We start from the raw sequence: 19,811 nt of genomic DNA, 5'->3' as shown, positions 1-19,811 counted from the left end.
TGGTTCAGCTGCCAACGTCTGCTCCCGAACCGAGGACGACCGGAGGAACGGTGGACATGGCAGGGGATTTGCGAGGCAAGGTCGCGTTGGTGGCGGGCGCGACGCGCGGCGCCGGACGCGGGATCGCGGTGCAGCTCGGCGAAGCCGGCGCGACGGTGTACTGCACCGGCCGCACGACGCGCGCCCAGCGCTCGGACTACGACCGCCCGGAGACCATTGAGGACACCGCCGAGATGGTCACCCGCGCCGGCGGTGAGGGCATCGCCGTCCGCGTCGACCACACGGTCCCGGAGGAGGTGCGAGAGCTCCTGCGCCGCGTCGAATCCGAGCAGGGGCAGCTGGACGTGCTGGTCAACGACCTGGGCGGCGAGCACCTGATGGACTGGGACAGGCCGATCTGGGAGCAGGACCTGACCAAGGGCCTGCAGCGGCTGCGCACCGGCATCGAGGCCCACATGATCACCGCCCACTTCGCGCTGGCGCTGCTGAGCAAGCGTCCGGGCGGGCTGGTCGTCGAGCTCACCGACGGCACCGCCGAGGTGCACGAGAAGTTCTACCGCAACTGGTGCGGTGCCTTCTTCGACGTCGCCAAGACCGCGATGCACCGGCTGGCGCGCGCCGAGGGCGAGGAATTGGCAAAGCTGGGCGGCACCGCCGTCTCGCTGACCCCGGGGTGGTTGCGCTCGGAGATGATGCTGGAGCACTACGGCGTGACCGAGGAGAACTGGCGCGAGTCCACGATCGCCCCACCGGGTTTCGCCATCGCCGAGTCCCCCGCCTACGTGGGCCGCGCGGTCGTGGCGCTGGCCTGCGATCCGGACGTGGCGCGCTGGAACACCCAGTCGCTGTCCAGCGGATTCCTGGCCAAGGAGTACGGCTTCACCGACACCGACGGCTCGCAGCCGGACTGCTGGCGGTTCGCGCTGGAGGTCGAGTGGGTCGACGGGCAGGGCGACGTCGCCGACTACCGGTAGAGCGCGGCGAAGCGCTCGGCGGCTCGAGCCAGGTCCTGGCGCAGCGGTTCCGGTGCCAGGACCTCGGCTTCCGGGCCGAGCGCGAGGATCTGGGAGAACGCGACCTGCAACGATTCGGCCCGGAACGCGGTGCGGACCCAGCCGTGCTCGTCGGGTTCACCGGCGGCTGCCTCGGCTTCGGCCGCGGCGGGACCGTCGACGGTGGCGTGCAGCCGGCGGAGTCCGGTGGGGCTGAGGCGGATCTCGACGTCGAGGGTGAGCAGCGAGCGCGCGAACTCCTCGGCGGTGCGCTCCCAGAACTCGGCGAGGTCGAAGGACTCGTCGCGGTCGAACCCCTCCCCCGCGCTGACCTCGCGGAACCGGTCGACCCGGTAGGTCCGGAACCGTCCGTCGCAGCGCGCGGCCAGGTACCAGACCCCAGCCTTGAGCACGAGACCGTGCGGTTCGAGCTCGCGGCGGACCAGCCGCTCGCCGCGCTGGTAGTCGGCGGTGATGCGCAGGTCGCGCCACACCGCCCGGCCGATCTCCGGCAGCGCTGAGGGAGTTTCGGCTTCGCGGAACCAGCGGGGCGCGTCGAGGTGGAACCGCTGCCCCACCCGCTGCGGCGCGTCCTGGAACGGCGGCGCCAGCGCGGCAGCGGTCTTGCGCCGCGCGGTCTCGACCGCCTCGCCCAAGCCCATGTCGATCGCGGCCCCCGGCACCCCGGACAGGAACAGCGCCTCGGCCTCCTGCCGGTGCAACCCGTTGAGCTTGGACCGGTACCCGCCGAGCAGCCGGTACCCGCCGCCGCGCCCGCGCTCGGCGTACACCGGCACCCCGGCCTCGGCCAGCGCGAGCACGTCCCGCGCCACGGTCCGCTCCGAGACCTCCAGCTCGCGCGCCAGCTCAGGCCCGGTCATCGACCCCCGGACCTGCAACAAGCACAACAACGACACCAACCGAGCCGCCCGCACACCCCAACGCTACGACCCACCCCCGACAGAGGGTGCCCACTCACCTCTCGAACCCCGATTACGCCGGTAATCAGGTCCCCGATTACCGGCGTAATCAGGTCCCTGAATACGGCGGTAATCCGTGTTGCCGGGACTGCGTTGCTGGTCAGCGGAGGCCGGTGGTCTTGAGGGATTGGACCAGCCAGCGCTGGCCGAACAGGAAGACCAGGACCGTGGGCAGGGCGGCGAGCGCCCCGGCGGCGATGACGTAGTGCATCTTCGAGGCGTACTGGCCCTGAAGCGAGGCGATGCCGACCTGGACCACCCGCAGCGACTCGTCCTGGGCCACCGCCAGCGGCCACAGGAACGAGTTCCAGTTGGCCAGGAAGAACAGCACCGCCAGCGCGGCCAGCATCGGGCGGCTCAGCGGTAGCACCACGTGCCAGTAGATGCGCCAGTGGCCGCACCCGTCCAGCTGGGCGGCGTCCTCCAGCTCGCGGGGAACGCCGAGGTAGAACTGGCGCAGCAGGAACACGCCGAAGGCGTTGAACAGGCCCGGCACGATCAGGCCCGCGTAGGTGTCCACCAGTCCCAAGGCGCGGACCACCATGAACAGCGGCACCAGGATCACCGGCAGCGAGATCAGCAGCGTCGCCACCACCGAGGCGAACGCGAAACCGCGCCCCCGGAACGACAACCGGGCCAGCGCGTAGGCGGCCATCAAGTGCAGGAGCAGGGCGATGACGGTGACCGTGACCGCGACGAACGCGCTGTTGGCCAGGTAGCGCAGGAACGGCACCTCGGTGAGCACGTGGACCACGTTGGCCAGCGTGAGCTCGTTCGGCCAGCCGAGGCCGTAGAGCTCGGACTCCGGGCCTACTGATAAGCGTATTGACTTCCACACGGTTTGGTAAACCGTGCTTCCTACCGCGCCTGGATACAAGGGCTTCGCCTCGCCAGATCGCCTCGGCTGATCGAGTCGAAGAAGTTGCTGTACGCCCGATCCACGTCACGCAGTGCCTGTTGCAGCACCACGGACGACACGTCACCCAGCCACGACCGTTCGCAGGCTCTCTTCGCATCGGTGATCAGTCTCTCGGACAACTCCGCTGCGGAAGGGAACTTCTCCCCGGCTTCGTAAGCATCCTGCCGGGCGGCGATGGCGTCGTTGAAGACCACTCGAGCGCACCCGAACGCCCGAGCCAGCGCCGCCTGCTGACCAGGCGTCGGGTACAAGCGGAACTTGTACCGGAGATTCACACGTTTATCTTATCGATGTTTCGTTGCAGGGAAACCACTTTCGCTTCACACCGCACAAACGGTCTGCCACTGCAGCGAAATTGGGATATCCACAACGCTCAGTCAGCAGGACGAACCAAAGTCCCCTGCGATCACCGTTCTGCCTCACCGCTCCGGGCTACAACTGCGCAGACCAATGACGAGCAACAGACCCCCATGCCTACGCTGAAGCCCTGGGGCTCAGGTGAAGTGGGGTGGGCCTCCGGAGAGGGCCCTCCGGGTGGCTTCTTCGTCCCCGAAGTAGTTGGGGCCGGGGGCTTCCTCGTCGTAGTAGCGGTGGAAGACCGGGGTTTGCGAGCCCGACATCGGCGGGACGATCCAGGACCAGTCGACCGGGCACTTGCGGCCCGCCGACTCCTCCTTCGCGAGGTGGGTGAGGAAGCGGTGGGATTCGGTGTGGTGATCGGTGATCGTCACCCCGGCCTGCTGGTAGGAGTGCAGGACGGCGCGGTTGAGCTCCACCATCGCGCGGTCCCGCCAGAGAGTGTTCTCGCGGGAGGTGTCCAGGCCCAGCCGCTGGGCCACGACCGGGACGAGGTCGTAGCGGTCGGTGTCGCCGAAGTTGCGGGCGCCGATCTCGGTCCCCATGTACCAGCCGTTGAACGGCGCGGCCGGGTACGAGACGCCGCCGATGCTCAGCCGCATGTTGCTGATGACCGGAACCGCGTGCCAGCGCAGGCCGAGCTCGGCGAACCACGGCAGGTCCGGGTGGGTCATCGGCACCTCGTGGACCGCGTCCGGGGGCAGCGCGAACATGTGCGCGCCCTCCTCGCGGGTCTCCACCACCAGCGGCAGCGGGTCGAAACCGCTGCGCCGGGCGGGAGCTCGCCAGCCGAAACCGGTGACGGCCTCGGTGAAGCGGGTGTAGCGCGGGTCGCCGAGCACGGAGCCGTCCGGGTTGCGGTAGCCGGCGTAGCGGATCAGCTGCTCGTTCCAGATCCGCGGCGCCGGGCGCTGCGGGGTCTCCGGCGGGAAGATGCTGATCACCGGCCGGATCTTGCCGCCGTTGGTGGCCATCCGCAGGTGCTCGACGCAGTGCGCGGCGACTCCGGAGACGGTGTGCACGTCGCGCAGGTCGCGGACCTTCAGGCTGCGCCAGTAGAGCCGGCCGATGCAGCGGGCGCTGTTGCGCCAGGCGACCTTCGCGCCGTAGGCGAGCTCGTCGGGGGTGTGCCGGTAGGTGCCGGTCGTCTCGACCTCGTAGCGCATCCGCGCCAGCCGCTGCTGGATCGGGCCTTCGACGCGGTTCTCGGCGTGGAACAGCCGCAGGAACTCCTCGGCTTCGGCGAGGTCCACGGCCGGTGCCCGGGGAACCGGCGGCGCCGGTGGGGGGACGGGTCGCAAGCGGCGGGTCCGCTCCGCCGCACCGGACCCTCCGGAGAAGACCGCCTCCGGCGCTTCACCACTCACCCTGAACACGCTGCACACGGTAGCGCGAGCGGAACGATCTTGATCCGGTACCGGTCGGTGACGGCCGTTCAGGCGACGGTGGGCAGCGCGGGTGTCGTAACGTCGTAGACCTTGCCCGGGCGGGTCAGCAGCGGCGGCAGGATCAGCGCCTTGCGCTCGGTGTCCTTCACCGATCCCCAGTCGACGCTGCGACCGCCGTTGAGCTCCAGCCGGATGTCGTTCTGACTCTGCGCGTGCACCGCGGTCACCTCCGCGCGGACCGGAACCGGCAGCGCGACCAGCACCGACAGCGCGGCGCGGGTGGCGGGGTCGTCGGCGGAGGCCTTGGGAGCCCGCAGCTCCGGCACCCCGGTGGGCGGGTCGGCGACCGTCTCGAACGGGACTCCGGCCACGTCGAGCAGCCGGACGCCGTCGGTGGCGCGGAAGTAGGCGGCCGGGGCGCGTTCGGTGACCTGGATGCGCACCGTGGACGGCCAGTCCAGCACCGCCTGGGCGTCAGCGACCTTGGGCAGCGCGTGCAGGTGCTCCCGGATCTGCTCGGGATCGACACGCAGCATCGGCGTGCCCTCGGCGACCTCGGCGGCCTTCACCACCGCGTCGGAGTCCAGGCTCCGGTTGCCCTCCACCTGCACCGCCCGCACGCCCAGCAGCGGCGAGAAGTACACGACCAGAAAGCCGATGGTCGCCACCGCCAGCAGGCCCGGCAGCAGGAAGCGCCGCCAGGCAGGAGCGGGCGGCGCGTCCCGGCGCACCGGACGGCGCCGCGCTCGCTCCGCCGCGCCCCGATCGGTCACCCCTGCTCCTCCCCGTTGCCGTTGCCGCCGGAACCGGCGGCCCGGTCGAGCTCAGCGAGGATCTCCGGGCCGAGCATGGTCACGTCACCGGCGCCCATCGTCAGCACCAGGTCGCCGGGCCGCACCAGGCCCGCGACGCGGGGACCTGCGTCGGTGAACGACGGCTCGAAGTGCACGTGCTCGGCGGGCAGCGGGATCGCGTCGGAGATCAGCTTGCCGGTCACGCCGGGCTGCGGGTCCTCCCGCGCGCCGTAGACGTCGAGCACGACGACCTCGTCGGCCAGGCCGAGGGCCTCGGCGAACTCGGCGGCGAAGGTGGCGGTCCGGGAGAACAGGTGCGGCTGGAACACCACGACGAGCCGGCCGGAACCGGCGACCGGGCGGGCCGCGCGCAGCTGCGCGGCGACCTCGGTCGGGTGGTGGGCGTAGTCGTCGTAGACGCGGATCCCGTCGACCCGGCCCTTGAACTCGAAGCGGCGGCGCACGCCTCCGAACGCGGCCAGGCCCTCCAGCATCCCCTCCAGCGGGGCGCCGAGCTCCAGGCCGGCCAGCAGCGCGGCGACGGCGTTGCCCGCCATGTGCTCGCCGGGGACGGCGACCTGCACGTCGATCAACTCGGGCGCCACGCCGACGAGCTCCACCGACACCACGCCGACGCCGTGGTCGGCGCGGTACCCGGCCAGCCGGGCATCGCCGTCGGCGGTCGCCGAGGCGCCGTAGCGGCGGACCCGCACACCGGCCGATTCCGCTTGCGCGGCGAGGGTTTCCGCGCCCGGGTCGTCGGAGCAGACGATGAGCACGCCGCCCGGTTCGATGCGGGCGATGAAGTCCTCGAAGACCTTGGTGTAGGCCTCGGCGGTGCCGTGGTGGTCGAGGTGGTCGGGTTCGACGTTGGTCACCACCGCCACCGACGGCGAGAACACCAGGAACGAGCCGTCGCTCTCGTCGGCTTCGGCGACGAAGACGCCGCCGTCGCCGTGGTGGGCGTTGGCGCCGGACTCGTTGAGGTCGCCGCCGATGGCGAACGACGGGTCGACGCGGCAGTGCTGCAGCGCGACGGTGAGCATCGAGGTGGTCGAGGTCTTGCCGTGGGTGCCCGCGACGCAGGCGACGCGGTGGTCGGACATCAGCCCGGCCAGCGCTTCGGCCCGGCGCAGCACCGTGATGCCGCGTTCCTGGGCGGCGACGAGCTCGGGGTTGTCCGGGCGGATCGCGGTGGAGACCACCACGGCCGTCGGTTCCTGGTCGAGCAGGTCGAGGTTCTCGGCGTGGTGCCCGATCCCGATGCTGGCGCCCTGGGCGCGCAGCGCCAGGACGGTGCGCGAGTCGCGCGCGTCGGAGCCGGAGACCTGGCGGCCGCGGGCGAGCAGGATGCGGGCGATGCCGCTCATCCCGGCCCCGCCGATGCCCACGAGGTGGACCCGCTCGAGCAGTCGGTCCATGTCGGCGGTCATTGACCCGCCACCTCCATCACGATGCGGGCGAGCACCTGGTCGGCCTCGCGGTGGCCGCTGCTCATCGCCGCCTGGCTCATCATCTGCAACCGCTGCGCGTCCAGCGCCATCGGGATGATCTCGTCGATGACCCGCTGCGGCGTCAGCTCGGCGTCGGCGACCAGCCGGGCGCCTCCGACGCTGACCACGGGCTGGGCGTTGAGCGCCTGCTCGCCGTTGCCGTGCGGCAGCGGCACGAACACCGCGGGCAGGCCGACGGCGGAGACTTCGGCGACGGTCATCGCGCCAGAGCGGCACACCACCAGGTCGGCGGCGGCGTAGGCGAGGTCCATCTGCTCCAAGTACGGCACGGTCCGGTAGATCGGCGCGCCCATGACCTGCTGGATGGCGACGCTGTTCTTGGGCCCGTGGGCGTGCAGCACGCCGATGCCCGCCCGGCCGAGGGCCTGCGCGGCGCCGGAGAAGGCGGTGTTGAGCGTCTGCGCGCCCTGCGAACCGCCGAAGACCAGGACGGTCGGGGCGTGCGGGTGCAGCCCGAAGTGCTGGCGGGCCTGCATGCGCAGCTTCCAGCGGTCCAGCCGGGTGATCGACTCGCGCAGCGGGATGCCGATGGTCTGCGCGCCGGGCAGCCCGCTGTCGGGGGTGGCCGACAGGACGCGGGTGGCGAGCTTGGCGCCGACCTTGTTGGCGAGTCCGGCGCGGGCGTTGGCCTCGTGCACCACGATCGGCACCCGGCCGCGGGCGGCGAGGTAGGCCGGCAGCGAGACGTAGCCGCCGAAACCGACGACCACGTGCGCGCCGACCTTGTCGAGCACGTCGCGGGTCTGGTGGACCGACTCGCGCACCTTCAGCGGCAGCTTGAGCAGGTCGGCGTTGGGCTTGCGGGGCATCGGCACCGGCGGGATCAGCTCGAGCGGGTACCCGCGAGCCGGGACCAGCCGGTTCTCCAGTCCTCGTTCGGTGCCCAGGGCGGTGATCTGGGCGTCGGGACGGACGCGTCGTACCGCGTCGGCCAGCGCCAGGGCCGGTTCGATGTGCCCCGCGGTGCCGCCTCCGGCGACCACCACCGACAGCCGGCGCATGCCCATCGCAGCGCCCTGCGGTCCGCCCAGTTGCTGGATGCGAACCGTCTGGTCCCCGCTCAACGGTGTCCTCCTCGTGTCTGAGCCCGGGAGCCGGGCCCGCTGCGCGCACCTCGTGCGCGGGGTTCTGCTCCGCTCCGGCGCGTTCCGGACGCGCCCGCGCTCTTGGCGCCGGGCCGGGTCCGGGGGACGGGCCGGGAAGTCTTCCGCCTGGCCGGCGGACGGTACGGCGCCGGGGTGGGCAGTCGCAGCAGCCTACCGACCCGCCCCGGTCCCAGAGACCGTAGCGCGGCGATGGCTTCGGGTTCGTGCCGGGCGAAGTTCGCGAGCAGCCCGAACACCAGCATGCTGGTCACCACGGAGGATCCGCCGGAGGAGATCAGCGGCAGCGGCAGGCCGGTGGTGGGCAGCAGGCCGACCACGTAGCCGATGTTGATCACCGCCTGGCCGACCAGCCAGGTGGTCAGGGTCGCCGCGACCAGCCGGATGAACGGGTCGGTGTTGCGGAAGGCGATGCGCATGCCCACGTAGGCGGTGGTGGCGTAGAGCATCAGCACCACGGCGCAGCCGATGAACCCGAGCTCCTCGCCGATGACCGCGAAGATGTAGTCGTTGTGCACGTTGGGCAGGTACTGCCACTTCGACCAGCCCTGGCCGAGGCCGCGGCCCATCAGCCCGCCGTCGGCGAGCGCGAACAGCGCCTGCATGGCCTGGTAGCCGTTGCCGGACGGGTCCGAGGCCGGGTCGAGGAACGACGTCAGCCGCGCCATCCGGTACTCGGCGATCATCGCCAGCACGATGCCGCCGGTGATCGCGCCGAGCGCCATCATCAGGAACAGCCGCAGCGGCGCTCCGGCGAACCACAGCAGCGCCAGCAGCACCACGAACAGCGTGATCGTCGAGCCGAGGTCGGGCTGCAGCATCACGAGCGTGAACATCAGCAGCGCGGCGGGCACCACGGGCACCAGCAGGTGGCGGTACTGGGTCATCAGGCCGCGCTTGGTGACCAGCACGTGCGCGCCCCACAGCGCGAAGGCGACCTTGGCGAACTCCACCGGCTGGAAGGACACGCCCGCGACGACGAACCAGCTGCGCGCGCCGTTGAGCTCGGTGCCCACGCCGGGGATCAGCACGAGCACCAGCAGCGCGAGGCAGACGGCCAGGATGCCGAGGCTGTAGCGGCGCAGCAGGCGCACCGGGGCGCGCAGCGCGACGTAGAACAGCACGAGCCCGGCGCCGCAGTACATGACCTGCTTGACGAACACGCTGTAGGACGAGCCGTCCTTGTTGAACGAGTCGACGCTGGACGCCGAGAGCACCATCACCAGGCCGAACACCGTGAGCAGGCCGAACACGGCCAGCAGCAGGTGGAACGAGGCCAGCGGGCGGGTCAGCCAGGCCGTCAGCGTGGACAGCACGGTCATCCCGGCGCGCTTGCGGGGTTCTCGCGCGGCAGCGGTCTTCGTCGCAGCGGTGGCCACCGGATCACCCGCCGCGGGTCGTCGCCGCCGGGGTTTCGGACAGCACTGCGCGCACGGCGTCGGCGAAGGCCCGGCCGCGGTGGGCGTAGTCGGTGAACATGTCCATCGACGCGGCGGCCGGGGCGAGCAGCACCACCGAGCCGGGCCGCGCGCAGTCATGAGCCAGGCGAACCGCTTCAAGCATGCCCGCATCGTCCCCCGCTGCGACCTCGTGCACGGGCACATCCGGGGCGTGTCGGCCGAGAGCGGCGGAGAACTCGGCGCGGTCGCGGCCGATCAGCACCACCGCGGCGAGCCGCCCGGTGTTGGCGCGGACGAGGTCGTCGACGTCGGCGCCCTTGAGCAGGCCGCCCGCGATCCAGACGACGGAGTCGTGGGCGCGCAGCGCGGCGTCGGCGGCGTGCGGGTTGGTCGCCTTCGAGTCGTCCACATAGGACACCCCGGCGGCTTCGGTGACGAGCACCGAGCGGTGCGCGCCGGGTTCGAAGGTGCGCAGCCCCTCGGCCACGGCCTCCGGCGCGACGCCGTGGGCGCGGGCCAGCGCGGCCGCCGCCAGCGCGTTCGCGACGTTGTGCGGGCCCGCCGGGCGCACCTCGGACAGCTCGGCGAGCACCACGTCCTCGCCGAAAGCGCGGTCCACCAGCTGTTCTTCGGCGACCCCGAGCTGGCCCTCCGCAGGGGCGGCGAGGGTGAACGACACGTGCCGCCCACCGGCGGGCTCGACGAGCCGGGCGGACCACTCGTCGTCGGCGTTGAACACCGCGACCTCGTTGCCCGCGAACACCTTCGCCTTGGCCTCGCCGTAGGACTCCAGCGAGCCGTGCCAGTCGAGGTGGTCGTCGGCGAGGTTGAGCACCGCGGCGGCCTTCGGGCGCAGCGCGGACTGCCAGTGCAGCTGGAAGCTGGACAGCTCCACCGCCAGCACCCGGTGCCCGGCGCGGACCGCGTCCACCACCGGCAGGCCCACGTTCCCGCAGGCCACGACGTCGTCGCCGTGGGCGCGCAGGATCGACTCCAGCATGCTCACGGTGGTCGTCTTGCCGTTGGTGCCGGTCACCGCGAGCCAGGTCGCAGGACCTTCGGGCTTCTCCTGGTCGAGCCACCAGGCGAGCTCGACCTCGCCGATCACCTCGACGCCGGCCGCCGCTGCGGCCGCGGGCAGCGGCGCGTCGGGACGCCAGCCGGGGCTGGTGACGACCAGGTCGGTGCCCTCCGACGGGACGTCGAGCCCGGTGACCAGTTGCGCGCCCTGGGCTTCCAGCGAGGCGAGCGCGGCCAGCCGGTCGGCGGAGCCGTCGGTCACCGTCACCTCCGCGCCCGCCGCCAGCAGCGCCTCCGCCGCCGACCGCCCGGACACCCCGGCACCGGCGACCAGCACCCGCAACCCTCGGTACCGGCTCGCAGCCACTGCGCCTCCCTGCTTCGTCTTCGTCCGAACCAACGTCCTCAAGCGGCGGAGCCGCTTAGCCCACCCTAGGCACTTGCACCGCGGAGCCATCCCCTTCGGGGGATTTCTGAGCGGCTTCGTGGCGAGGACGGCCACTCCGCCGTGCATTGGACATACATCAGGAGTGGCACCCGCAGTCCACGGAGCCGCTCAGGTTCCGCTACCCGCACCGCAAAGCAGGTTGACCACAGATGGGCATCCCTACCTAGCCAGGGCTAGCCAGTCGGCGTAGAAGAGGCCGACGCCGAACATGCAGCTGATGCCCGCCAGCACCCAGAACCGGATGATGACCGTGGTCTCGGCCCAGCCCGCCAGCTCGAAGTGGTGGTGGAACGGGGCCATCCGGAACAGCCGTCGCCGGGTCGTCCGGAACACCACGATCTGCAGCACCACCGACAGCGCCTCGACGACGAACACGCCACCGATGATGATCATCAGCAGTTCGGTGCGGGTCGCCATCGACAGACCGGCCAGCAGACCACCCAGCGCCAGCGAGCCGGTGTCACCCATGAAGATCTTCGCGGGCGCGGCGTTCCACCACAGGAACCCGACGCAGGCGGCCATCCCCGCGGCGGCGACCACAGCGATGTCCAGCGGATCGCGGACCGTGTAGCAGCCCGGGGCCGGACCGGCGCCGAAGCAGTCGTTGCGCAGCTGCCAGAACGAGATCAGCACGTAGGTCGCCAGCACCATCGCCGCGGTACCACCGGCCAGCCCGTCCATGCCGTCGGTGAAGTTCACGGCGTTGGACCAGCCGCTGATCGCGATGTAGGCGAAGATCACGAACCCGACGGCGCCGAACGAGATCACCGTGATGTCCCGCAGGAACGACAGGTCCACCGACGCCGGCGTGACGCCGTTGCGGTTCGGGAACTGGATCGCCAGGATCGCGAACAGCACCGAGGCGACCAGCTGGCCGACCAGCTTCGCGGTCTTGTTCAGACCGAGGTTGCGCTGCTTGCGGATCTTGATGAAGTCGTCGAGGAACCCGACGATGCCCAGCGCCGTGGTCAGCCCCAGCACCAGCAGTCCTGTGGCGGTGGGCTGGTCGCCCAGCATCAGGTGGGTGACCAGGTAGCCGCACCACATCGCGACCAGGATGGCCATGCCGCCCATCGTCGGCGTGCCGCGCTTGGCGGCGTGCGTGCCCTGCACCTCTTCGCGGATCTCCTGCCCGAAGCCCTGCCGGGAGAACACCCGGATCAGGTAAGGCGTGAACAGGATCGAGACGACGAGCGCCACCGCGGCGGAAATCAGAATCGGCTTCACTGCTGCTGCTCCCCATTACCGCCATCGGCGAACAAGGCTTCCGCGACCCGCCACAGCCCGGCGGAGTTGGACGCCTTGGTCAAGACCACATCACCGGGACGCAGCTCGGCGCGCAGCAGCGCGACGGCGGCGTCGATGTCCGGAACCAGCACCGATTCCTCTCCCCACGACCCCTCCAGCGACGCGGCCTGGTGCATCGCCTGGGCCTGTTCGCCGACCACCACGAGCCGGTCGATGTTCAGCCGGACGGCCAGCCGCCCGATCTCGTCGTGCGCTTCCACGTCGGCGTCGCCGAGCTCGGCCATCGGCCCGAGCACGGCCCACGCCCGCGCGGGGCGGCCCCTGGTCATCGCGGCCAGCGTCTTCAGCGCGGCGCGCACCGACTCGGGGTTGGCGTTGTAGGCGTCGTTGACGACGGTGACGCCGTTCGGGGTCTCGGCGACCTCCATGCGTCGCGCGGAGACCCGCTGGATCGAGCCCAGCCGCTCGACGACCTGCGGCAGCGTCGCGCCCAGCTCCAGCGCCACGGCGGCGGCCGACAGCGCGTTGCCGACGTGGTGCTCGCCGAACAGCGGCAGCGTCACGCGCTGCTCGCCGGCCTCGGTGACCAGCGTGAAGGTCGGCCGCGCGAGCTCGTCGACCTCGATGTCCGCGGCGCGCACGTGCGCGTTCGGGGACTCGCCGACGAACACTACGCGCGCCCGGGTGCGCTCGGCCATCGCCGCGACCAGCGGGTCGTCGGCGTTGAGCACCGCGACTCCGTCGGCGGGCAGCGACTCGACGAGCTCGCCCTTGGCCTGCGCGACCGCCTCCTGCGAGCCGAACTCGCCGAGGTGCGCGTGGCCGACGTTGAGCACCACGCCGACGCGCGGCGGCGCGACCTCGCAGAGGGCGGCTATGTGCCCGACGCCGCGAGCCGACAGCTCCAGCACCAGGTGCCGGGTCTGCTCGTCGGCGCGCAGCACGGTCCACGGGTGGCCGAGCTCGTTGTTGAACGAGCCGGGCGGCGCCACGGTCGGCCCCATCGGGGTCAGCAGCTGCGCGATCAGGTCCTTGGTGGACGTCTTGCCGGACGAGCCGGTCACGCCCACGACGGCCAGCTGCGGCAGCCGATCCACGACGTGCCGGGCCAGCTTCGCCAGCCCGGCCAACACGGCCGCGCCGGTGCCGTCGGCGTCGCCTGCCAGCGCCATCGCGCTGGAGCGCTCCTCGACCGGCACCGTCGGCACCAGCACTGCGGGGGCGTCCACCTCGCGCGCGGCCAGCACGCCGGTCGCGCCGTCGGCGATCGCCTGCGCGGCGAAGTCGTGCCCGTCGACGCGCTCTCCCGGCACGGCCACGAACAGCCCGCCCTCGGCGATCTTGCGCGAGTCGAACTCGACCCCGGCGCTGACGACCTCCGAACCTTCCGCACGGTGAAGCCTGCCGTCCACCGCCGAAGCGATGTCAGCGAGGCTGAGCCGGATCAACCTGCCTCCTCGGTGTTCTTGCGGGACACCCGCGCCCGGCAGGCTGGGTTCGCACCCGGCCTCCTGGTCTGCTGCGGATGAGCGTTTCGGCGCTCACGCGCCCGCTGTCGCGTCCCGCCCCCGACGATCTTGGGTTTCTTCGTTGCGGCCAAGCCTATGGCGCAGCGCGGCGGCCAACTCCTCCCGGTCCGAGAAGGGGTGCACCACGCCCGCCACCTCCTGTCCTGTCTCGTGGCCCTTGCCCGCGACGACGACGATGTCGCCGGGCTTGGCGCGTTCGACCGCGGCGACGATGGCCGCCCGGCGGTCGCCGATCTCGATCACCTCACCACGCTCGCCGGTGGGCACCTCCTGGGCCCCCGCCAGCATCGCGGCCCGGATGTCGGCCGGGTCCTCGCTCCGCGGGTTGTCGTCGGTGACGATCAGCAGCTCGGACCGCCGCGCGGCGGCCTCGCCCATCAGCGGGCGCTTGGCGGTGTCCCGGTCGCCTCCGCAGCCGAGCACGACGATGACGTCACCGTCGACCTGCGCTCGCGCGGCGTCCAGCACGGCCGAAACCGCACCGGGTTTGTGCGAGTAGTCCACCACAGCGGTGAAGTCCTGCCCGAGCGCGACACGCTCCATGCGGCCGGGCACGTCGACCTCGGCCAGCCCCTGCTCGATCGCGGCCAGCGGCACCCCGGCCGCGTGCAGCACGCCGATCGCCAGCAGCGCGTTCGCGACGTTGAACGGGCCGGGCAGGCGCAGCCGGATCGGCATCTCGACGCCGTCGGGGCCGTGCGCGGTGAAGGTCTGCTCGCCGGTCGGGTAGGCGGTGACGTCGGTGGCGGTCCAGTCGGCGCCGGTCGACTCGGTGGAGACGGTGACGGTGCCGGACTTGACCAGCCTGCGCCCCCACTCGCCGTCCACGCAGACCACCTCGCGCTCGGCGCGGCCGTCGAACAGCAGCGCCTTGGCCTGGAAGTAGTCCTCCAGGTCGCGGTGGAAGTCCAGGTGGTCCTGGGAGAGGTTGCTGAAGGCGCCCACGGCGAAGCGGGTGCCCGACACGCGGCCCATCGCCAGCGCGTGGCTGGAGACCTCCATCGCCACCGTGCTGACGCCGTGCTCGACCATCACCGCCAGCAGCGCCTGCAGGTCGGGGGCCTCGGGGGTGGTGAAGGCGCTGTCCAGGCGCTCACCGGCGATCCGGGTCTCCACGGTGCCGATCTGGCCGGTGGTCAGCCCCGCGGCGTTGAGCGCGGACTCCAGCAGGTAGCTGGTGGTCGTCTTGCCGGACGTGCCGGTGACGCCGAGGATCTTGAGCTTGCTGGACGGGTCGCCGTAGATCAGCGCGGAGGCCCTGCCGAGGACGCCGCGCGGGTCGTCGTGCTCCAGCAGCGCGACCTTGCCCGCGCGCACCGCGGGGTGCTCGGTCAGGCCCGCGCGGAGGATGCCCTCGGCGTCGGTGAGCACCGCGTGCGCGCCCTCGGCCAGCGCCTGCTCGGCGAAGTCCGCGCCGTGCACGCGGACACCGGGGAGGGCGGCGAAGACGTCGCCGGGACGGACGTGTTGGGCGCGGAGTGTGGCACCGGTGACCGCCGCGTCGGCGGCGGGACAACCGGGTACGCGCACCACGCGCGCGCCGATCTCATCGGCGAGCTCTTGGATCTCCACCGGCTCGACCTGGGTGGGTCGAGGCGGGGCAGTCGCGACCGCGGAAGGCACGTCGCGACAGGCTACCGGTACCACTGGTGGCCGCATCTTCATGGTCGCCCACCCGTTCGGCCGCCCGGCCGCTACGCCGATCCGAGCAGCGATCGGCCGGCCTTCGCCCGGTTCGGGCGGTCCGTTTCGACGCCCCGTGCTCGTCCGTTCCGAAGCGTGACGAACGGACTGGACGACGTCCGTTTTCGCGGCCCGCAGGGGGCGTGGCGAGAACTGGACGGCCCCCTGGCTCACGACATTCCGGACCTATAACGTTCCGGAGGTCCGTTAGAGATTCACCGATCTCCGGAGGAAATCGTGAGGAATCATCGTCTGGGCCGGTTGGCCGCCACCTCCCTCGCCACCGCCCTGATCGTCGCCCCGCTGGCCGCCCAGCCCGCGCTGGCCGCCGCTCCGGCGGCTCCGGCCGTTCAGTCAGCCGCCGTCGCGCCGCTCGCGCCCGGCGACGGCACCGCCCAGGGCGCCGTCGAGTGGTTCGAGGCCCGCGCGGGAGACACCTCCTACGAGGGCATGTGCGAGATGGCCGCCGAGAACGCCTGGGGTGTCACCGGCGTCTGGCCCTCCGCCATCGAGCACTGGAACGGCGCGGTCGCCGCGGGCAAGGCCCACACCGACGGCTCCACTCCCCCGGCCGGCGCCTTCGTCTACTGGAACATCAGCGAGTACGGCCACGTCGGCATCGCCGACGGCAACGGCGGCTTCCACAGCAGCAGCGTCAACGGCGCCATCGGCCACGCCGACAGCACCTCCTACTTCGCCAACTACCTCGGCTGGAGCGACCCCCAAGTCCCCGCCGGCCGCTGACCCCACCAGGCCCTTCGAATTTCGCGCGAAGTTCGAGCGCCGCAGTCCCGACTCGAACTTCGCGCGAAATTCGAAAGGCACCCCGCCTGACCACGCACTTCCCACCGAGGCGAAGGCGCGTTGGGATGACGCGCGGAGTTCCGGGTGACTTGAGGACTCGAATTTCGCGCGAAGTTCGAGGGCCGAAGTTCGGACTCGAACTTCGCGCGAAATTGGAACGCTTGACCGCGCTGAGCGACCGGGCAGGGGTCGCTCAGCGCGGTTCGCCGTTCCTCAGTGGCCGTTCGTCAGTGGCCGTCTCGGGGGACATAGCTGCCGGACTTGCCGACCAGGAAGTCGAGGTCGGCTCCGTCGGAGGCCTGCAGGACGTGGTCGTAGTAGAGGCGCTGCCAGCCCCGCTCGTAGGGGTTGTCCGGGTCCTTCCACTCGGAGCGGCGCCGCTCCAGCTCCTCGTCCGGGATCTCCAGGTCCAGCGTCCGGTTGGGCACGTCGATGCTGATGGTGTCGCCGGTGCGGACGAACGCCAGCGGCCCGCCCGCGGCGGCCTCGGGCGTGACGTGCAGGATGACCGTGCCGTAGGCGGTGCCGCTCATCCGGCCGTCGGAGATGCGGACGATGTCGTCGAACCCGGCGTCCTGCACCTTCTTCGGCACCGGCACGTTGGCGACCTCCGGCATGCCCGGGTAGCCCTTCGGGCCGGCGTTGCGGACCACGAGCACCGTGTTCTCGTCGACGTCGAGGTCGTCGTCCTTGCAGACCGCGTAGTACTCGTCGACGTCCTCGAACACCATCGCCGTGCCCCGGTGCACCAGCAGCCTGGGCGAAGCGGCGGACTGCTTGATCACCGCGCCGCCCGGCGCGAGCGAGCCGCGCAGCACGGCGGTGCCGGTGCCCACGGCCTGGAACGGCTCGTCGAACGAGGTGATGACCTCGCGGTTGTGCACCTCGGCGTCGGCGATGTTCTCGCCCATCGTCTTGCCGCTGACGGTGATCGCCTCGCGGTCGACCAGCCCGCCGAGCTCCTTGAGCACCGCGGGGAGGCCGCCCGCGTAGCAGAAGTCCTCCATCAGGAACTTGCCGCTGGGCTGCAGGTTCACCAACGTCGGGACCTCGCGGGTGTCGAGGTCGAAGTCGTCGACGGTCAGCTCCACGCCGACCCGCTTGGCGATGGCGATCAGGTGCACCACGGCGTTGGTGGACCCGCCGATGGCGGCGTTGGCGCGGATGGCGTTGCGGAACGCCTCGCGGGTGAGGATGTCGGAGGGCTTGAGGTCCTCGGAGACCATCTCCACGATCCGCTGCCCGGTCTGCTGCGCGGTGGCGTAGCGGCGGGCGTCCACCGCCGGCCAGGACGCGGCGTAGGGCAGCTGCATGCCCAGCGCTTCCACGACGCAGGCCATCGTCGAGGCGGTGCCCATCGTCATGCAGTGCCCGTTGGAGCGGGACATGCAGCCCTCGATGAAGTAGCACTCCTCCTGGTCGATGCGGCCCGCCACGAGGTCCGCCTCGGCCTGCCACACGGCGGTGCCGGAGCCGATGTCGGTGCCCCGGTACTTGCCGTTGAGCATCGGTCCGCCGGTGAGCATCACCGACGGCAGGTCGACGCTGGAGGCCGCCATGAGCAGTCCGGGCGTGGTCTTGTCGCAGCCGGACAGCAGCACCAGGCCGTCGAGCGGGTTGGCGCGGATGGTCTCCTCGGCCTGCATCGCCAGCAGGTTGCGGTAGAGCATGGTCGTCGGCCGCATCAGGGTCTCGCCGAGCGCCATGTTGGGGAACTCCAGCGGGAATCCGCCCGCCTGCCAGACGCCGCGCTTGACGGATTCGGCGATGCGTTGCTGGTGCGCGTTGCACGGCGCCAGTTCCGACCAGGTGGTGCCGATGCCGATGACCGGCCGGCCGTCGAACACCTCGTCGCTGTAGCCCTGGTTCTTCACCCAGGACCGGGCGGTCATGCCCGCTCGCCCGTAGGCCCCGAACCAGCTGGCGCTGCGCCGCGGCGTGCTCATCGCGTCCTCCCGTGCTGTGGTTTCCAGCGGATGGGGGCGACGTAACCAGCTCGGGCGTCCGCGCGCAATAGTCCATCCGCAATACCGAACAACGGTTGCGATTTCGAACAGCACCGTTGACGCTGGTGATCCGCACTCCTAGTCTCGGTGACCCAAATCACGAACAACGTTCGACATACCGAACCTCACCGAGGAGGCCAGGTGCAACCCGACGCCCCGGCGCTGCACGCAGCGGTACGCCGAGTCATGGTGCGGCTGATCCCGTTCCTGTTCCTGATGTACGTCATCGCGTTCCTGGACCGCGTCAACATCGGCTTCGCCAAGGAGGAGTTCCAGGCCCACGCCGGAATCTCGGACGCCGCCTACGCCTTGGGCGCGGGCCTGTTCTTCATCGGGTACGCGCTGTTCGAGGTGCCCAGCAACCTGATCATGACCCGGGTCGGCGCCCGCTGGTGGATGTGCCGGATCATGGTCACCTGGGGACTCATCTCGGCGGCGATGTCGCTGGTCAACAACGAGTTCCTGTTCTACCTGATGCGCTTCCTGCTCGGCGTCGCCGAAGCCGGGTTCTTCCCGGGCGTGATCCTCTACATCACCTACTGGGTCCCGCACGCCTTCCGCGCCCGCTGCAACGCGCTGTTCTACTTCGGCATCCCGCTGGCGTCGGTGCTGGGCGCGCCGCTGTCGGGCGCCCTGCTGGAGCTCGACGGCGTGGCCGGTGTCCTGGGCTGGCAGTGGATGTTCGCCGTCGAAGGCCTGATCGCCTGCGTCGTGGGCGTGTGGGCCTTCTTCTACCTCGACGACTCCCCCGCGGACGCCAAGTGGCTCACCGACGACCAGCGCACCGCCCTGCGGACCGCGCTGGACGCCGAGGACGACGCGAAGCACGGCCCGCACCGGCTGCTCTCGGCGCTGGTGGACCCGCGGGTGCTGTACTTCTGCCTGATCTACTTCCTGATCCAGTGCAGCGTCTACGGCATGACCTTCTACCTGCCCACGCAGGTGTCGGAGGCGGTCGGCAGCGAGGTCGGGCTGCTGGTCGGCCTGGTCACCGCGATCCCGTGGACGGTCGCGCTCGTGGTCAACATCGTGGTCAACACCGCGGCCGACCGGCTGGCCCAGCCGAAGAAGCGCTTCGTCGCGGCCGGTTGCGTGGCCGTCGGCTCGCTCGGCATCGCCGCCTCGGCGGCGTTCAGCAACCCGTTCCTGGCCATCGCGGGCCTGTCGGTGGCGGCGGCCGGTTACATCGCCGTCCAGCCGGTGTTCTGGACCTTCCCCGCCGCGTACCTGACGGGAACCGCCGCCGCGGCCGGCATCGGGCTGATCAATTCGCTGGGCAACCTCGGCGGTTTCGTCGCCCCGGTCGCCAAGACGTGGGTCGAATCCACCCTCAACTCCGACACGGCGGGCCTCTACCTCCTGGCCCTCTGCGGCCTGGCAGCGGCGGCCCTGTTCCTCACCCTCGCCAAGGCCGCGGACCCGTCCCGGGCCGCGAAACCCCAGGAGCAGGGCAGTTTCAGCGAGAGCTGACCGGGCGAACCATGCCCAGTGGAAACCGCCCACCGATCCGGGACCAGGAGAGCGGGGTGGGGGGGGCCGCGGGGGGCCCCCCCCCCCCCCCCCCCCCCCCCCGGGGGGGGGGGGGGGGGGGGGGGGGCAGCGCCATGGGAAACCCGGGGGGGGGGG

At 71.3% G+C, this 19,811-nt stretch carries 16 protein-coding genes; 3 read left to right on the top strand and 13 right to left on the bottom strand.

The genetic code is table 11. The features are described 5' to 3' along the window. The first annotated feature begins 56 nt into the window (after positions 1 to 56). Positions 57 to 974, top strand: a complete 918-nt coding sequence (locus R4I43_RS06345) for an SDR family oxidoreductase (protein ID WP_324264564.1) — start codon at positions 57 to 59, stop codon at positions 972 to 974. On the opposite strand, the gene R4I43_RS06340 is transcribed toward R4I43_RS06345, so the two are convergent. The 12 genes from R4I43_RS06340 to R4I43_RS06285 form a co-directional block, all read right to left on the bottom strand. After that, positions 965 to 1,909, bottom strand: coding sequence for a helix-turn-helix transcriptional regulator (locus R4I43_RS06340; RefSeq protein WP_407691209.1), 945 nt, complete (start codon positions 1,907 to 1,909; stop codon positions 965 to 967). The two genes, R4I43_RS06345 and R4I43_RS06340, sit on opposite strands and share 10 nt — an antisense overlap. 163 nt (positions 1,910 to 2,072) lie before the next feature. Next, positions 2,073 to 2,810 carry a carbohydrate ABC transporter permease gene (locus R4I43_RS06335; protein WP_324264562.1) on the bottom strand — a complete coding sequence of 246 codons (738 nt, stop codon included), beginning with the start codon at positions 2,808 to 2,810 and terminating at the stop codon, positions 2,073 to 2,075. Positions 2,811 to 2,830: 20 nt separating this feature from the next. Next, a complete protein-coding gene (locus tag R4I43_RS06330) occupies positions 2,831 to 3,166 on the bottom strand; it encodes an RNA-guided endonuclease InsQ/TnpB family protein (RefSeq protein ID WP_324264561.1) in 336 nt (111 codons plus the stop codon). Positions 3,167 to 3,385: 219 nt separating this feature from the next. Then, positions 3,386 to 4,624, bottom strand: coding sequence for a nitric oxide synthase oxygenase (locus R4I43_RS06325; protein ID WP_407691205.1), 1,239 nt, complete (start codon positions 4,622 to 4,624; stop codon positions 3,386 to 3,388). A gap of 59 nt (positions 4,625 to 4,683) precedes the next feature. Next, on the bottom strand, positions 4,684 to 5,409 hold the full coding sequence (locus R4I43_RS06320; RefSeq protein ID WP_324264560.1) for a cell division protein FtsQ/DivIB: 726 nt from the start codon (positions 5,407 to 5,409) through the stop codon (positions 4,684 to 4,686). Next, the gene (gene murC / locus R4I43_RS06315) at positions 5,406 to 6,863 is read right to left on the bottom strand and encodes a UDP-N-acetylmuramate--L-alanine ligase (RefSeq protein WP_324264559.1); all 1,458 of its coding nucleotides are present in this window, start codon (positions 6,861 to 6,863) and stop codon (positions 5,406 to 5,408) included. Before murC ends, R4I43_RS06320 begins: the two co-directional genes overlap by 4 nt. After that, positions 6,860 to 7,951, bottom strand: a complete 1,092-nt coding sequence (murG, locus tag R4I43_RS06310) for an undecaprenyldiphospho-muramoylpentapeptide beta-N-acetylglucosaminyltransferase (RefSeq protein ID WP_324264652.1) — start codon at positions 7,949 to 7,951, stop codon at positions 6,860 to 6,862. The genes murC and murG overlap by 4 nt, the downstream gene beginning before the upstream one ends. 53 nt (positions 7,952 to 8,004) lie before the next feature. After that, entirely contained in the window at positions 8,005 to 9,369 is a 1,365-nt protein-coding gene (gene ftsW, locus R4I43_RS06305) for a putative lipid II flippase FtsW (RefSeq protein ID WP_324264651.1), read from the bottom strand. Between the two features lie 61 nt (positions 9,370 to 9,430). After that, positions 9,431 to 10,924, bottom strand: coding sequence for a UDP-N-acetylmuramoyl-L-alanine--D-glutamate ligase (gene murD / locus R4I43_RS06300; RefSeq protein WP_324264558.1), 1,494 nt, complete (start codon positions 10,922 to 10,924; stop codon positions 9,431 to 9,433). 150 nt (positions 10,925 to 11,074) lie between these two features. Further along, positions 11,075 to 12,142 (bottom strand): phospho-N-acetylmuramoyl-pentapeptide-transferase, encoded by a 1,068-nt coding sequence (gene mraY / locus R4I43_RS06295; RefSeq protein WP_324264557.1) that lies wholly within the window; start codon positions 12,140 to 12,142, stop codon positions 11,075 to 11,077. After that, positions 12,139 to 13,611, bottom strand: coding sequence for a UDP-N-acetylmuramoyl-tripeptide--D-alanyl-D-alanine ligase (locus R4I43_RS06290; protein WP_324264556.1), 1,473 nt, complete (start codon positions 13,609 to 13,611; stop codon positions 12,139 to 12,141). Before R4I43_RS06290 ends, mraY begins: the two co-directional genes overlap by 4 nt. Before the next feature lie 93 nt (positions 13,612 to 13,704). After that, positions 13,705 to 15,351, bottom strand: a complete 1,647-nt coding sequence (locus R4I43_RS06285) for a UDP-N-acetylmuramoyl-L-alanyl-D-glutamate--2,6-diaminopimelate ligase (RefSeq protein ID WP_324264650.1) — start codon at positions 15,349 to 15,351, stop codon at positions 13,705 to 13,707. Between the two features lie 261 nt (positions 15,352 to 15,612). On the opposite strand from R4I43_RS06285, the gene R4I43_RS06280 reads away from it, so the two are divergent. Continuing rightward, on the top strand, positions 15,613 to 16,119 hold the full coding sequence (locus tag R4I43_RS06280; RefSeq protein WP_324264555.1) for a CHAP domain-containing protein: 507 nt from the start codon (positions 15,613 to 15,615) through the stop codon (positions 16,117 to 16,119). Positions 16,120 to 16,406: 287 nt separating this feature from the next. Here the strand turns inward: R4I43_RS06280 and R4I43_RS06275 are convergent, their stop codons facing one another. Further along, complete coding sequence (locus R4I43_RS06275) at positions 16,407 to 18,125, bottom strand: IlvD/Edd family dehydratase (protein ID WP_324264554.1); 1,719 nt, start codon at positions 18,123 to 18,125, stop codon at positions 16,407 to 16,409. Between the two features lie 201 nt (positions 18,126 to 18,326). On the opposite strand from R4I43_RS06275, the gene R4I43_RS06270 reads away from it, so the two are divergent. Then, on the top strand, positions 18,327 to 19,655 hold the full coding sequence (locus tag R4I43_RS06270) for an MFS transporter (protein ID WP_324264553.1): 1,329 nt from the start codon (positions 18,327 to 18,329) through the stop codon (positions 19,653 to 19,655). The last annotated feature ends 156 nt before the right edge of the window (positions 19,656 to 19,811 follow it).

The sequence above is a fragment of the Saccharopolyspora mangrovi genome (genome assembly GCF_035320975.1).
GTDB classification, from domain to species: Bacteria; Actinomycetota; Actinomycetes; order Mycobacteriales; family Pseudonocardiaceae; genus Saccharopolyspora; species Saccharopolyspora mangrovi.
The sequence above is the reverse complement of the archived record's forward strand: the minus strand, read 5'-3'. Positions and strand labels throughout refer to the sequence as shown.

Excerpts from the sequence above, each read along its gene's own strand:
- murC (WP_324264559.1), bottom strand. The coding sequence starts at position 6,863 with ATGACCGCCGACATGGACCGACTGCTCGAGCGGGTCCACCTCGTGGGC.
- R4I43_RS06275 (WP_324264554.1), bottom strand. The coding sequence starts at position 18,125 with ATGAGCACGCCGCGGCGCAGCGCCAGCTGGTTCGGGGCCTACGGGCGA.
- murD (WP_324264558.1), bottom strand. The coding sequence starts at position 10,924 with ATGGCTCCGCGGTGCAAGTGCCTAGGGTGGGCTAAGCGGCTCCGCCGC.
- murG (WP_324264652.1), bottom strand. The coding sequence starts at position 7,951 with ATGGGCATGCGCCGGCTGTCGGTGGTGGTCGCCGGAGGCGGCACCGCG.
- ftsW (WP_324264651.1), bottom strand. The coding sequence starts at position 9,369 with ATGACCGTGCTGTCCACGCTGACGGCCTGGCTGACCCGCCCGCTGGCC.
- R4I43_RS06345 (WP_324264564.1), top strand. The coding sequence starts at position 57 with ATGGCAGGGGATTTGCGAGGCAAGGTCGCGTTGGTGGCGGGCGCGACG.
- R4I43_RS06285 (WP_324264650.1), bottom strand. The coding sequence starts at position 15,351 with ATGCGGCCACCAGTGGTACCGGTAGCCTGTCGCGACGTGCCTTCCGCG.